The following is a 13,491-nucleotide window of genomic DNA, read 5'->3' as shown; positions in this document are numbered from 1 at the left end:
TGTGTCCTTCGGTGGCCTACTCGCGCTGTTCCAGCGCCCTGTTGAAGGCGAGGGCAGCGAGCGTGCAAATCGCGCCCGACAGCAGGTAGTAGCCGACGAAGGTCAGGCCGAACTCGCTGGACAGGCTAAGTGCGACAAGCGGTGCGAAGCCCGCGCCAATGAGCCAGGCAAGGTCAGAGGTGAAGGCCGCACCCGTATAGCGATAGCCGCGGCCGAAGCGCGAGGAGATCGAACCGGTCGCCTGGCCGAAGGAAAGGCCGAGCACGCCGAAGCCGATGATGACGAAGGCATCGTGGCCGCTATTGCCGGCGCCGATCAGGAATGGACCAACGAAGCTGAAGATCGCGATCAGCACCGCGCAGATCGCCAGTTGCTTACGCCGGCCGATACGATCGGCAATCACACCCGACGCAATGATCGCGAAGATACCGACCATGGCGCCAACGACCTGAACCACCATGAAGGCGCCGATCGGCTGGTTGCCATAAAGGTTCATCCAGCTGAGCGGGAAGATCGTGACGAGGTGGAACATGGCAAAGCTTGCAAGCGGCACGAAAGCGCCGATCAGGATATCACGGCCGTGGACACGCAGTACGTCGAGGATTGGTGCCGCTTCGAGCTCGTGCTGTTCGAGCAACGTGCCAAATTCCTTGGTCATGACGAGGCGAAGACGGGCAAAAAGCGCGACGACATTGATCGCGAAGGCCACGAAGAACGGATAACGCCAGCCCCACGAGAGGAAGTCCTCTGAGGAAAGATTGGCGACAAAGTAACCGAACAGGATGCTCGCCAGCGCAAAACCGATGGGCGCGCCGAGCTGCGGAATCATTGCGTACCAGCCGCGGTGATTCGGCGGCGCGTTAAGTGCGAGCAGGGAAGCGAGACCGTCCCAGGCACCACCGAGCGCAAAACCCTGGCCCAGGCGGAAAAGTGCCAACAGCGCAATCGACCAGTAGCCGATTTCATCATAGCCCGGCAGGAAGGCAATCGATGCCGTCGAACCACCGAGCAGGAAGAGTGCGATGGTGAGCTTGGTGCCGCGTCCATAGAAGCGGTCGATCGTCATGAAGACGACCGAGCCGACGGGACGGGCGAGAAACGCCAGCGAGAAAATCGCGAAGGAATAGAGCGTACCAGTCAGCCGATCCGGCGCGAAGGGAAATACAAGTTGTGGAAACACGAGTACGGATGCGAGGCCGTAAACGAAGAAATCAAAAAATTCAGACATGCGACCGATCACCACGCCGACCGCGATGCTGCCGGGCGAAACCGGCTTGTCATCGTGGATGCGCCGCGCATCCCGTTCCAGCGATGAAGATGATGGTCCTAAATGGGCTACAGTAGCCATATGAAACGCCTCCCTCGTTCAAGGTGCTTTTTACAAAGCACCTCAAGCTGATCTTGTTCCATATTTGCAGCTTATCAAGTCCTGATCGCGTAAATAGTTGACGCCGAATTCTCAAAAATCGATGCGACGTCAAAATCGCGTGATACCTATCCCAACCTATTCCAGAGTTTTATTGGGCAAGGCCCTGCTTTTCAGCTATACACAAGGCGGCGCCGGAGAAATTCCTTCTTACTGTTATCAGGATTTTAGGGGCGCCGTGGAAGCTGACTTCTCCCGCGGTGCAAAATGCATGTTGCACTGCGACCAAAGACCTCATATCGCTGCTTGTGCCAGTGCTTTAGTCGGCAATTGAACGAAACAAAAAGAGCTTAGAGACGTGCAAAAACTGCCAAAGTTTTCCCGCCTTCTATTAATCTTGCCGCTGTTTTTTTTGGCAGGATGCAACTTGGTAGTCATGTCGCCTTCGGGCGATATTGCTGCCCAGCAACGCGACCTCATCATCGTCTCGACGGTGCTGATGCTTCTGATCATCATTCCGGTGATCTTCCTCACACTGTTTTTCGCCTGGCGTTACCGGCGCTCAAATACGGCCGCGAACTACGCGCCCGAATGGCATCATTCCACGCGTCTCGAAATCGTGATCTGGGCAGCACCGCTCGCCATCATCATCGCGCTCGGCGCGGTCACCTGGATTTCGACGCATAAGCTTGATCCCTATCGCCCGCTCGACCGTATCGACGCGGAGCGCGCCATCCCGGCAGATACCAAGCCGCTGACCGTCGAGGTCGTGGCGCTCGACTGGAAATGGCTGTTCTTGTACCCGGACCTCGGCATTGCGACCGTCAATGAGCTCGCAGCACCGGTTGATGTCCCGATCAGTTTCAAGATTACCTCCTCGTCGGTGATGAACTCCTTCTTCATCCCCGCCCTTGCCGGCCAGATCTACGCCATGCCGGGCATGCAGACGAGACTGCACGCCGTCATCAACAAGGAAGGCGAATATGACGGCTTCTCCGCCAATTACAGCGGCGAAGGTTTCTCGAATATGCGCTTCAAATTCCACGGCCTGAACCAGCAGGGCTTCGATGCCTGGGTGGCGCAGGTCAAGCAGCGCGGCACGATGCTCAACCGCGACGCCTATCTGAAGCTCGAAAAGCCGAGCGAGAAAGAGCCAGTGCGCTACTATGCCGGCGCCGATGCCGATCTCTACGACGCGATCCTCAACATGTGCGCCACGCCCGGCAAAATGTGCATGAACGAGATGATGCACATCGACATGATGGGCGGCGGCGGCAAGGAAAGCGAAGAAAACCGCGAAAAGCTGACCTACGACAATCGCCATGCTGACGAGGGCATCGTCGCGCCCGCGGCGACGGTACCTGCAACAGGCGCTCCCGCACGCAGCGAGCCTGCCGAAAGCACTGATGGCAACAGCATGCAGAACATGCCCGGAATGGACATGCAGCATGATGGCCATTCCATGCCCGGCATGAGCAATGGCGGCGGTCCTGCGCCTGCGCAGCTCAACAATAACAATTAACCTGGCGCTTTGCGTCGTAAGACATAATGAACGGGTTGTTCCATGTTTTCCAATCCTGACCTCCTGAAGTTCATCTTCGGCCGGTTAACCCTCGACGCGATCCCGTATCACGAGCCGATTCTGGTCGTGACGTTTATCGGCGTCGTCATCGGCGCCATCGCGGTGCTCGGCGTCATCACCTATTTCAAGTTCTGGGGTCCGCTCTGGCGCGACTGGATCTGCAGTGTCGACCACAAGAAGATCGGCATCATGTACGTGATTCTGGCCGTCATCATGCTGTTGCGCGGCTTCTCCGACGCGCTTCTGATGCGTGGCCAGCAGGCGATCGCCTTCAACGGCAACGAAGGCTACCTGCCGCCGCACCATTACGACCAGATCTTCACCGCCCACGGCGTCATCATGATCTTCTTCGTGGCGATGCCCTTCGTCACCGGCCTCATGAACTTCGTGGTGCCGCTGCAGATCGGCGCGCGCGACGTCTCCTTCCCGTTCCTCAACAACTTCTCGTTCTGGATGACGACGGCGGGCGCGATCATCATCATGATCTCGCTCTTCATCGGCGAATTCGCCCAGACCGGCTGGCTCGCCTATCCGCCGCTTTCGGGTGCCGCCTATAGTCCCGGCGTCGGCGTCGACTATTATATCTGGGGCCTGCAGGTCGCCGGTGTCGGGACCACGCTATCGGGCATCAACCTGATCGCCACCATCGTGAAGATGCGCGCGCCGGGCATGACCTTCATGAAGATGCCGGTTTTCACCTGGACGGCACTCTGCACCAACATCCTGATCGTCGCCTCCTTCCCGATCCTGACCGCAACGCTCGCTCTCTTGTCGCTCGACCGCTATGCCGGGACGAACTTCTTCACGAACGACCTCGGCGGCAATCCGATGATGTATATCAACCTCATCTGGATCTGGGGCCACCCGGAAGTCTACATCCTCGTCCTGCCGGCCTTCGGTATCTTCTCGGAAGTGGTTGCGACCTTCTCCGGCAAGCGCCTGTTCGGCTACGCGTCGATGGTCTACGCCACCTGCGTGATCATGATCCTGTCCTACCTCGTGTGGCTGCACCACTTCTTCACGATGGGTTCGGGCGCTTCCGTCAACTCGTTCTTCGGCATCACCACGATGATCATTTCGATCCCCACCGGGGCGAAGATGTTCAACTGGCTCTTCACCATGTATCGCGGCCGTATCCGCTACGAGGTGCCGATGCTCTGGACGGTCGGCTTCATGGTGACCTTCGTCATCGGCGGCATGACCGGCGTCATGCTTGCCGTTCCCCCTGCAGACTTCGTGCTGCACAACTCGCTGTTCCTGATCGCGCATTTCCACAACGTGATCATCGGCGGCGTCCTGTTCGGCATGTTCGCCGGCGTGAACTACTGGTTCCCGAAGGCCTTCGGCTTCAAGCTCGATCCCTTCTGGGGCAAGATGAGCTTCTGGTTCTGGCAGATCGGCTTCTGGTTCGCCTTCATGCCGCTCTATATCCTTGGCCTGATGGGCGTCACCCGTCGCATGAGCCAGTTCGATGATCCGTCGCTGCAGATCTGGTTCATCATTGCTGCCTTCGGCGTCGGGCTGATCGCTCTCGGCATCGCGTCCTTCCTGATCCAGATCGTCGTCTCCTTCAGGAAGCGCGAAGAACTGCGCGACGACAGCGGTGATCCATGGGATGGCCGCACGCTGGAATGGTCGACCTCTTCGCCGCCGCCGGATTACAACTTCGCCTTCACGCCGGTCGTGCACGATCATGACAGCTGGTATGACATGAAGAACCGCGGCTACGAGCGCCCGCTCGGCGGCTTCAAGCCGATCCACATGCCGAAGAACACCGGCACTGGTGCGATTCTGTCGGCCTTCAGCATTACGCTCGCCTTCGGCCTGATCTGGTACATTTGGTGGATGGTCGTGCTCTCCGCCGTCGCCATGTTGGTCGTCGCGATCGGCCACACGTTCAACTACAAGCGCGACTTCTACATCCCCTCGGACGAAGTCACCGAAACGGAAGGCAAGCGCACGCAATTGCTTGCCGAGCAGGTGTAAGAGACCATGAGCGATCATACTATCGACACGGCCGAGAAGCCTGAATTCTACCTCACCGAAGATCATCATCCGGAGAACAGCACCAATCTGGGCTTCTGGCTCTACCTGATGAGCGACTGCCTGATCTTCTCGGTGCTGTTTGCCACTCACGCCGTGCTCGGCCGTAACTATGCGGCCGGTCCGTCGCCGGCCGATCTCTTCGATCTGCCGCTGGTGGCCATCAACACCTCGATGCTGCTGCTCTCCTCCATCACCTATGGCTTCGCCATGCTGCAAATGGAGAGAAACGCGAAGGCGGAAACGCTGTTCTGGCTGGCAATCACCGGCCTCTTCGGTGCAGCCTTCATCGGCCTCGAACTCTACGAGTTCGTGCACCTGATCCACGAGGGCGCCGGCCCGCAGCGCAGCGCCTTCCTGTCGTCCTTCTTCACGCTGGTCGGCACACACGGTCTGCACGTGACCTTCGGCCTCGTGTGGCTGGTGACCCTGATGGTGCAGGTGTCCATGCATGGTCTGATCGAAGCCAACCGCCGACGCCTCATGTGCCTTTCCATGTTCTGGCACTTCCTCGACGTCGTCTGGATCGGCGTCTTTTCCTTCGTCTACCTGATGGGAGTTCTCGGATGAGTTCGCAAGCACCCGTACATGAGGATGCCCACGAGGCTCATCACGGCCACAGCCACGGACATCAGGCTGGCCACGGCACCTTCAAGAGCTACATGACGGGCTTCGTCCTGTCCGTCATCCTGACCGCCATTCCCTTCTGGCTGGTCATGGGCGGCGTCTTCGAAAACCATACCGTAACTGCCATTTTGGTGATGGCGCTCGCCGCCGTGCAGATCGTCGTTCACATGATCTTCTTCCTGCACATGAACACGAAGTCGGAAGGCGGCTGGACGATCATGGCGCTGATCTTCACGATCATCATCGTCGCCATCGCGCTCTCGGGCTCGCTCTGGGTCATGTATCACCTGAATACGAACATGATGCCGATGAGCCCTGAAATGATGAAAAACATGCCGTAACGGCAAAGGAGCGGGCGGCGGCAACGCCGCCCGTTGCGGTTGTCAATGAGCGATATCTCTTCCGACCATCCGGACAGGCAGCGTTCGCCCGTCACCCTTGCGATCCTGGGATTTGGGCTTCTGGCTCTCGCCGCCGCATTGATCGCCCTCGGCACCTGGCAGGTCTATCGCCTTTCCTGGAAGCTCGATCTGATCGCCCGCGTCGATGCGCGCGTCCATGCTCAGCCCGTCGCGCCGCCCGCACAAGCCGACTGGAACAAGGTCAATCCCGCCGATGATGAATACCGGCGGGTAACGGCATCAGGCATTTTCGAGAACGACAAGGAAACGCTGGTCACGGCCTCGACAGCGCTCGGCAGCGGCTATTGGGTGCTGACGCCGCTGAGGCTCGCGGATGGAAGCGCGATCCTCGTCAATCGCGGTTTTGTCCCACCTGATCGCCGCGATCCGGCCTCGCGACCGGAAAGCGAGCTCGGCGGACAGGCCAGGGTCACCGGACTGATGCGCATGACAGAGCCGAAGGGCATGCTGCTCCGTTCCAATGATCCGGCTTCCGATCGGTGGTATTCGCGCGATGTCACGGCCATTGCCGGGAAGCGCGGTCTTTCGAACGTTGCCCCCTTCTTCATCGACGCGGACGCGACGCCCAATGCCGGTGGCGTGCCCGTGGGTGGACTGACAGTACTCGATTTCCCCAACAACCACCTTGTTTACGCCATCACCTGGTATGTGCTGGCGCTCATGGTGGCGGGGCTCCTGGCCTATATCATACGGAGCGAGATCAGAATCCGCAGAGCCTCTTAGCGAGGCGTTTATTGGGCAATGCGATTGATCGCCTCTGCCAGCTGCGCCTGCGAGAAGGGCTTGCCGAGCCGTTGTATGTCGGTGATGCCGGAGCCCTCGGGAATCTCTGCAAAACCGGTCGCGAGTATGATCGGCATATCGGGCCATTCGTTGCGAATGGCCACGGCAAGCTGCGAGCCTGTCATGCGCGGCATGGCATGATCGGAGATTACCAGATCGACGTTTTCGATGCGAAGAATGTCGAGCGCGTCAGCACCGGCCATCGCCTCGATTACGGTATGGCCGAGATCCTCCAGCATGAGCGTGGTGTTCATCAGAACCAACCCGTCGTCGTCGACGGCGAGGATGCGCAGCGACCGTGAGTTCTTTGCGGCTTCCGGCACGAATTGTTCAGGTTCTTTAACGATGCTTTCGGCTCCGGTAACAGGAAACCATAGCTCAGCTGTCGTGCCTTCACCGAGCCGGCTCTTCAGCACGAGCCTGCCGCCGGACTGGGCAGCGAGCCCCTGCACCATCGAGAGCCCGAGACCCGTTCCCTTGCCGATGCCCTTGGTCGTGAAGAACGGAGTCACCGCCTGCTTCAGCGTCTCGTCGCTCATGCCTTCGCCCTCATCGGCAACGGCGACACATACATAGTGGCCGGCCGGCATTGTACCGCCGTCAGGCACGAGTTCCTCAGTGGCTCTGATCCGAATAGGCCCGCCACCAGGCATGGCGTCGCGGGCATTGACGACGAGGTTGAGCACCGCCGCCTCCAACTGGTTCGGGTCGGTCGCAATCGTCGGCAGGCTCTCGGGAAACTCGGTCTCAAGCGTGGCGATCGGACCGAGGGAACGCGAGACCATGTCCATCATGCCGCGCAAGAGCGCGGAGACATCGATCTTTTCGACCTGTAACTCCTGTCGGCGGGAAAAGGCGAGCATGCGCTGGGTCAGCGCCGCACCACGCTGCGCCCCGAGCATGGCATTGTCGACAAGCGGCGACAGAGCAGGATCCTGCGGCATGCGCTTCTTGAGGATTTCGAGGCTCCCGAGCACCGCCATCAGGAGGTTGTTGAAATCGTGCGCGATGCCACCGGTCAACTGGCCGATCGCCTCCATCTTCTGTGCCTGGAAAAGCTCCTCACGAGTCCGCTCCAGTGCACGCTGGGTCTCCATCTTCTCGGTGATGTCGCGGGTGATCTTCGCAAAACCGATAATATCGCCGAAATCATCCTTGATCGCATCAATGACGATATGCGCCCAGAAGCGCGAGCCGTCCTTGCGCACTCGCCAGCCTTCCCTTTCGAAGCGCCCGTCCCGGCTCGCAGTGGCCAGGGCCCGCGCCGGCAATCCGTTGAGGCGGTCCTCGTCGGTGTAAAAGGTGGAGAAATGCCGGCCAATAATCTCTTCCGAGGTATAACCCTTGATGCGCTCGGCGCCGGAATTCCAGCTTGCTACGTGGCCTTCAGGATCCAGCATGTATATGGCGTAATCGGAGACGCCTTGGACGAGCAGACGAAACTGCTCCTCGCTGCGCTTCAGCGCGTTCTCGGCCGCCTTGCGCTCCGTCAGATCGCGGGTGATCTTGGCAAAGCCGATCAGCTCACCGGAGGAATCTCGGATCGGATCGATGATCACATGCGCCCAGAAGCGTGTACCATCCTTGCGCTGTCGCCAGCCTTCCCCCTCGAAGCGCCCTTCCGTCGCGGCGATTCTGAGCGCGCGTGCAGGCAATCCAGCCTCCCGATCGGCATCCAGATAAAACCGGGAAAAATGCTGGCCGAGAATTTCCGAGGCGCGATAGCCCTTGAAACGCTGAGCGCCCGAATTCCAGCTCGTCACATAACCTTCGGGGCTGAGCATGTAGATCGCATAGTCGGTGATCGCATCGACAAGGAGACGAAAACGCCCTTCGCCTTGAAGAGACGCGTCATATCGATCCACGGCTTCCATCTGCCCCTCTAAACGAATTACCAGCGCAGCATAACGCCGGCCCAGGCAGATGGTTCCAAAGGAAGTGACGAATTTCGCTAAACCGCCTGGCTTCGTGGATAGAAGCGCTCCGCAATTCGATCGGAGGCCGCGTAGGCCTGCGTAACGATTTCGGGCACGAGATCGATGTCCGGCAGGCTGCCGAGACCAAGCGGGCCGACCGCAAATAGCCCATCGATCGACGAGCCGTCGTCCAGGAACGTTTCGCCGCGGGCATTGACAGCCAGGCCAAGCGCGAGCTCGTCAGGCATGGCAAGGCGCGCCGCCAGCAAGCTTTGAATCAGTGGAGCGGAAAGATCAGGCGCATGGCAGCGACAATCGACGATACGTTCGGCATGGATGACTTCTTCGCTCGACGAACCGGCCGGCGTGAAGAACAGGCCGCTGAGACCTCTGCGCCCGGCGCGGCCACGCCTGAGCACTGTACGACCTTCGGCAAGTTCCCGCTGAAGGCGCAGATGCATCGCCTCCGGCAGGCGGTTGCGGTGACTGTCATAGATCGCCCGCAGATGCCGGTTGAATTGCCGTTTCTCACGGGCTGGGAGCGACCGCCAGAGCGAGCGGGCATGCTTGCGAAGGCCGTTCATGACCGACTGCCAGCTTCGCCCCTCCTCTTCCGCTTCGCGGCAGGCCTGACGGATGAAACTAACGATGTCCGGCAGGTTTTGCGGCAGCGCTTCGGCCGGAAAAACCGGATCGGCGGAATTCGGCGTGTGGCTCTGCGGCAGGAAACCATGTCGCGAAATGATTGTCACCTGGCCGGTATAGCCAGCATCGCGAAGCTGCAGCAGCTGGTCCACGACCCTGATACCGCTGCCGAGCATCACCGTATGCGGCCGGGCGACGAGACGCTGCGCCCTGACCGGCGACACCTCCGGCTCGTCGACCTCGGGTCGAGGCAGGCCGTAGCCTGTCGCGAGGATCACGGTATCGAAAAGCGGATTGGATGGATTTGCGCTTTCAAGCACGAATCGGCTGCCGTGGCTCCTGCGAATTGCCACGACCGGATCGTGACAGACCTGGACGGTGATATCCCGGCGGGCGGCGAGTGCTTCTGAAAAGCGTTGGTAGACATAGTCGCTGAAGATTTCACGGGGGACGAAGATCTGCCGGAAGCCGGGAATTGCGGCCGGCACGGCGGCGCGGAATTCGGCGTTGCTACAAAGCCAGTCGTTGAAATCATCGGGATCGCCAAGCGAAACGGAGAGATCACGCACACGCGTATTGAGGATGGTCGAAGACCTTGCAGACGCCAACGCCTGGCCGCCGTTCACCGTGGAGTTCGGATCGAAAAGCTGGAGGTGAAAAGGCGTGCGCACGGTGCGCATCAACGCCACCGCCATCATCATGCCGGAAAAGCCGCGGCCGACGATCGCAATACGCGGCACGGCGGAAATCTGAGCCGCCGCACTCGCCTTACTCGAAAAAAGTCCCTGAACCGTCATCTCAACTCCCTTGCGGCTCATCCGCATGTGTTTCGATCAAGGTTTCAACGCAGGACGTCCGAGGTCATGCGTTGGGCAGGTTCACGCGGCCACGCAAAACGTTCACCACCGGCTCGGGTTCCATTGGAAACCGGCCTGGCTGGACGAGACCCTCATCCCAGCCGCATAGTCTATTAAACTAGTCGTGTATGAAAGCGTGAAAAGCTCGATGTGGCAAGAGGTTTATTTTACCACCTGCCCAACACCCTGATCCAAAACGGAAAACGAGCCCGCCTATGCGAGGATTTCGACGGTGTAGGAAAAGCGCGTCGTTTCGCCCGGTGCAAGCACCTTGGTGTAAGGGCGTCCCTCAAGGTCGTCAGAACCGCCATTTTCGGCAGCCGTCCCGTGCCAGGGCTCGACGCAGAGGAAAGGCGCGCCGGGCTTGGTCCAGAGCGCCAGATTGGGCAGGTTCTCGAAGCTGAAATGCATGGACGGACCGCCCTCGGCTCCATAACGCAGACCGGGGCCTGCACCTTCCGGAAAGATCATGGCATCCTGCTCGAACATGGAATGGTCGAGCACAAGCCTGCCTGCCACAAAAGGTGAAGCAAGTTTCTTCGGCGAGATCAAGCCGCCCTCAAGGCGGACGAGCGCCGGCTCGGCTCCATTGTCCAGCGTGACCGTGTGCGGCTTGTTTTCAGCATCCTGCAGCGGCCAGCGGAAAGCGGTATGAAAACCGATACCGAAAGGCATCGGCCGGTTATCGCGGTTGGTAACTTCGGCGGCAACGGTTAAAGCCCGACCCTCGACACTATGGATGACGGCCAGCAGGAAATCGAAGGGATAAACCGCCTTCGTTGCCTCTGAAGCAGCAAGCTCGTAGCGGCAACTCGCTTCGGACGAGGATGCCAGCGCGAATTCACTGCGACGGGCAAAGCCGTGCTGGCCCATAGGGGCGCTGTGACCGGCAACCTTCAGAACGTCATTCGGCGCCTTGCCGACCATCGGAAACAGGATCGGCGAACGGCCGGTCCAAAAGGCGGCGTCGCCGTTCCAGACCCAGGAGCGGCCGTCGCTTGATGTCAGCGCCTGCATTTCGGCGCCGAGCGAGGAAACGTCGACAGTGAGAAACTGATTTGCGATCCGGACCGTGGATGACATCGAACGCCCTCTTCGTGCTGGTTGGCGAGCGGACCATACATGCGCGCCACATGGATTTCCACTGGCGATGCACAGCGCCGAGACTTTCGTTTTCCGGCAGACGAATCCGCCTGCGGCACGTAGTCAGCTGGGTGTGGCGGTAGCGTTACCGTTCAACGCGAGGAAGGCTCACGTAAAAATAACCAACTGGTGAATTCTTTACTTGAACCCCCTGTCGGAATCGGCAAATGTGGGTGCGCTATCAATCCCTTCATGGATTTGCCGTCTTTCCGGGCTCGCTTGGTCCGAGCACACATCTATTGGAAAAATACCGTGAGCAGCGATGCGTCCATACGCGCGACGAAGCCTTCGGCTTCGATGGCGCTTGCAACCGCGGCAGGGTGGGGCAAGGGCCTCTACACACTGTTCCGCATCACCGTCATGGCCTTCCGCCATCCTTGGCAAGCAGGTCTTGCCATCGGCGCGACCCTGATCGCCTCAACCTTCCAGCTTCTGATTCCCCGGTTGCTCGGCCAGGCGGTCGACCATACGCAGGTGGCGCTTCACGGCGGCACGCTTGGACAGCAGGCACAGGATGCGCTTTTGACGACGGCGCTGTTGCTGCTCGGCGCCAGTGTGCTCCGCGGCATCTTCACGATGATCCAGAACTATTACAGCGAGGCGGTCGGCCACCATATGGGCTATGAGCTGCGCCTTGCCTGCTATGAAAAGATCCAACGTCTCTCTTTTTCCTTCCACGACACCGTGCATTCGGGCGACCTCATCACTGTCGGCCTGCTCGATCTGGAAGGCGTTCGTATGTATTTCTCGACGGCGCTCGTGCGCGTCTTCCTTCTCTCCATGCTGATCGGCATCGGTGCCTATATGCTCCTGTCGACTGACGTCGTGCTTGGGCTGTTGGCGCTCTCTTTCGTTCCTTTTGTCGGCTGGCGCTCCTCAATCACCCAGCTTCGCCTGCGTGCCACCTGGCTCGACCTGCAGCAGCGGCTGTCGGTGCTGACGCGTATCATGGAAGAGAATCTCGGCGGCATTCGTGTCGTTCGCGCCTTCGCAGCACAGGATCACGAGCTTTCGAAATTTGAAGCAGCCTCGAAGAATGCGCTGGAACTTGCCCACCAGCGCGTCGGTATCCGCGTCATCAATACCAGTGCCATGACCTTTTCCTTTTTTGTGGCGATGGGCCTGGTGCTGTGGATCGGTGGCGGCAAGGTGCATTCCGGCGAGATCACCGTTGGTACGCTGGCCTCGTTCCTGACTTTCATGACCATCTTGCAGATGCCGGTGCGCCAGCTCGGCCTCATGGTCAACGCCTTCGCCCGCGCCTCGACTTGCGGCACGCGCCTCTTCGAACTGCTGGACCTCGAAATTGCCGTGCGCGATGCGCCGGATGCCAAGGAATTGGCGGTCACCGACGGCACGCTGCGCTTCGAGAATGTCAGCTTCGCCTATCCGGCCTCGCCGATGCATGAAGTGCTCCATGACGTCAGCTTCGAAGCAAGGCGTGGCGAGACAATCGGGATCGTCGGCCCGCCGGGTAGCGGCAAGTCGACGCTCGCCCATCTGATCCCGCGCTTTTATGATGCGACTGCCGGCAAGATCACCATCGATGGGCAGGATATCCGCAAGGCGAAGCTGCAGTCGCTGCGCCGCTCTGTCGCCGTCGTACAGCAGGATTCCTTCCTCTTCACCACGACGATCGAAAACAACATCGCCTATGGCGACCCCTGGGCCAAGGAAGGCCGTATCGAGCGCGCCAGCGAAAGCGCACAACTCCACAATTACGTGCTCGGCCTGCCGACCGGCTACGGCACGGTCGTCGGCGAACGCGGCGTCTCGCTTTCGGGCGGCCAGCGCCAGAGGCTCTCGATCGCCCGTGCTCTGATGCTGAAGCCAGCCGTGATGGTCTTCGACGATTCGACCGCAGCAATCGATGCGGCAACGGAGCAGCGCATTCGCAGCGCCATGCGCCGCTACGCCGCCGATCGGGTGACGATCATCGTTGCCCATCGTCTGAGCTCGCTGATGCATGCCGACAAGATTTTCTTCATCGAGGACGGCCGCATCGTCGAGCAGGGCACGCATGATGAGCTCCTGGCGCTCGGCGGCCGATACAAGGCACTTTACGATCTGCAGGTGCGACCGGGCGACGACGCTTTGAGCGCGTAAG

Annotated in this window: 10 protein-coding genes; 6 read left to right on the top strand and 4 right to left on the bottom strand. The window is 59.9% G+C overall.

Translation table 11 applies throughout. The features are described 5' to 3' along the window. Window positions 1–16: 16 nt before the first annotated feature. The gene (locus tag FHT93_RS25550) at window positions 17–1,348 is read right to left on the bottom strand and encodes an MFS transporter (protein ID WP_112546139.1); all 1,332 of its coding nucleotides are present in this window, start codon (window positions 1,346–1,348) and stop codon (window positions 17–19) included. Window positions 1,349–1,724: 376 nt separating this feature from the next. On the opposite strand from FHT93_RS25550, the gene cyoA reads away from it, so the two are divergent. The 5 genes from cyoA to FHT93_RS25525 are packed head-to-tail and all read left to right on the top strand — an operon-like array spanning window position 1,725 to window position 6,763. Beyond that, window positions 1,725–2,888, top strand: a complete 1,164-nt coding sequence (gene cyoA, locus FHT93_RS25545) for a ubiquinol oxidase subunit II (RefSeq protein WP_112546138.1) — start codon at window positions 1,725–1,727, stop codon at window positions 2,886–2,888. A 42-nt stretch (window positions 2,889–2,930) separates the two neighbouring features. Next, window positions 2,931–4,934, top strand: coding sequence for a cytochrome o ubiquinol oxidase subunit I (gene cyoB / locus FHT93_RS25540; RefSeq protein ID WP_183850042.1), 2,004 nt, complete (start codon window positions 2,931–2,933; stop codon window positions 4,932–4,934). A 6-nt stretch (window positions 4,935–4,940) separates the two neighbouring features. Beyond that, window positions 4,941–5,561: a cytochrome o ubiquinol oxidase subunit III gene (gene cyoC / locus FHT93_RS25535; protein ID WP_112546136.1), complete on the top strand. Its 621-nt coding sequence runs from the start codon at window positions 4,941–4,943 to the stop codon at window positions 5,559–5,561. Further along, on the top strand, window positions 5,558–5,959 hold the full coding sequence (gene cyoD, locus FHT93_RS25530; protein ID WP_112968984.1) for a cytochrome o ubiquinol oxidase subunit IV: 402 nt from the start codon (window positions 5,558–5,560) through the stop codon (window positions 5,957–5,959). The genes cyoC and cyoD overlap by 4 nt, the downstream gene beginning before the upstream one ends. A 45-nt stretch (window positions 5,960–6,004) precedes the next feature. Then, window positions 6,005–6,763, top strand: coding sequence for an SURF1 family protein (locus FHT93_RS25525; RefSeq protein ID WP_183850041.1), 759 nt, complete (start codon window positions 6,005–6,007; stop codon window positions 6,761–6,763). An 8-nt stretch (window positions 6,764–6,771) separates the two neighbouring features. On the opposite strand, the gene FHT93_RS25520 is transcribed toward FHT93_RS25525, so the two are convergent. The 3 genes from FHT93_RS25520 to FHT93_RS25510 all read right to left on the bottom strand — a co-directional run bounded on the left by FHT93_RS25520 (window position 6,772) and on the right by FHT93_RS25510 (window position 11,324). Then, entirely contained in the window at window positions 6,772–8,697 is a 1,926-nt protein-coding gene (locus tag FHT93_RS25520) for a PAS domain-containing sensor histidine kinase (protein ID WP_183850039.1), read from the bottom strand. 77 nt (window positions 8,698–8,774) lie between these two features. Then, the gene (locus tag FHT93_RS25515) at window positions 8,775–10,181 is read right to left on the bottom strand and encodes an FAD/NAD(P)-binding protein (RefSeq protein ID WP_183850037.1); all 1,407 of its coding nucleotides are present in this window, start codon (window positions 10,179–10,181) and stop codon (window positions 8,775–8,777) included. Between the two features lie 273 nt (window positions 10,182–10,454). After that, window positions 10,455–11,324, bottom strand: a complete 870-nt coding sequence (locus tag FHT93_RS25510; protein WP_183850035.1) for an aldose 1-epimerase family protein — start codon at window positions 11,322–11,324, stop codon at window positions 10,455–10,457. Between the two features lie 312 nt (window positions 11,325–11,636). Between FHT93_RS25510 and FHT93_RS25505 the strand changes: the two genes are divergently transcribed. Continuing rightward, complete coding sequence (locus FHT93_RS25505; RefSeq protein ID WP_183850033.1) at window positions 11,637–13,490, top strand: ABC transporter ATP-binding protein; 1,854 nt, start codon at window positions 11,637–11,639, stop codon at window positions 13,488–13,490. The last annotated feature ends 1 nt before the right edge of the window (window position 13,491 follow it).

It is taken from the genome of Rhizobium sp. BK379, from assembly GCF_014193955.1.
GTDB lineage: Bacteria > Pseudomonadota > Alphaproteobacteria > Rhizobiales > Rhizobiaceae > Rhizobium.
The sequence above is the reverse complement of the archived record's forward strand: the minus strand, read 5'-3'. Positions and strand labels throughout refer to the sequence as shown.

Coding starts and splice junctions, on each gene's coding strand:
- FHT93_RS25520 (WP_183850039.1), bottom strand. CDS start 8,697: ATGGAAGCCGTGGATCGATATGACGCGTCTCTTCAAGGCGAAGGGCGT.
- FHT93_RS25510 (WP_183850035.1), bottom strand. CDS start 11,324: ATGTCATCCACGGTCCGGATCGCAAATCAGTTTCTCACTGTCGACGTT.
- FHT93_RS25525 (WP_183850041.1), top strand. CDS start 6,005: ATGAGCGATATCTCTTCCGACCATCCGGACAGGCAGCGTTCGCCCGTC.
- cyoC (WP_112546136.1), top strand. CDS start 4,941: ATGAGCGATCATACTATCGACACGGCCGAGAAGCCTGAATTCTACCTC.
- FHT93_RS25550 (WP_112546139.1), bottom strand. CDS start 1,348: ATGGCTACTGTAGCCCATTTAGGACCATCATCTTCATCGCTGGAACGG.
- FHT93_RS25515 (WP_183850037.1), bottom strand. CDS start 10,181: ATGACGGTTCAGGGACTTTTTTCGAGTAAGGCGAGTGCGGCGGCTCAG.
- cyoD (WP_112968984.1), top strand. CDS start 5,558: ATGAGTTCGCAAGCACCCGTACATGAGGATGCCCACGAGGCTCATCAC.
- cyoB (WP_183850042.1), top strand. CDS start 2,931: ATGTTTTCCAATCCTGACCTCCTGAAGTTCATCTTCGGCCGGTTAACC.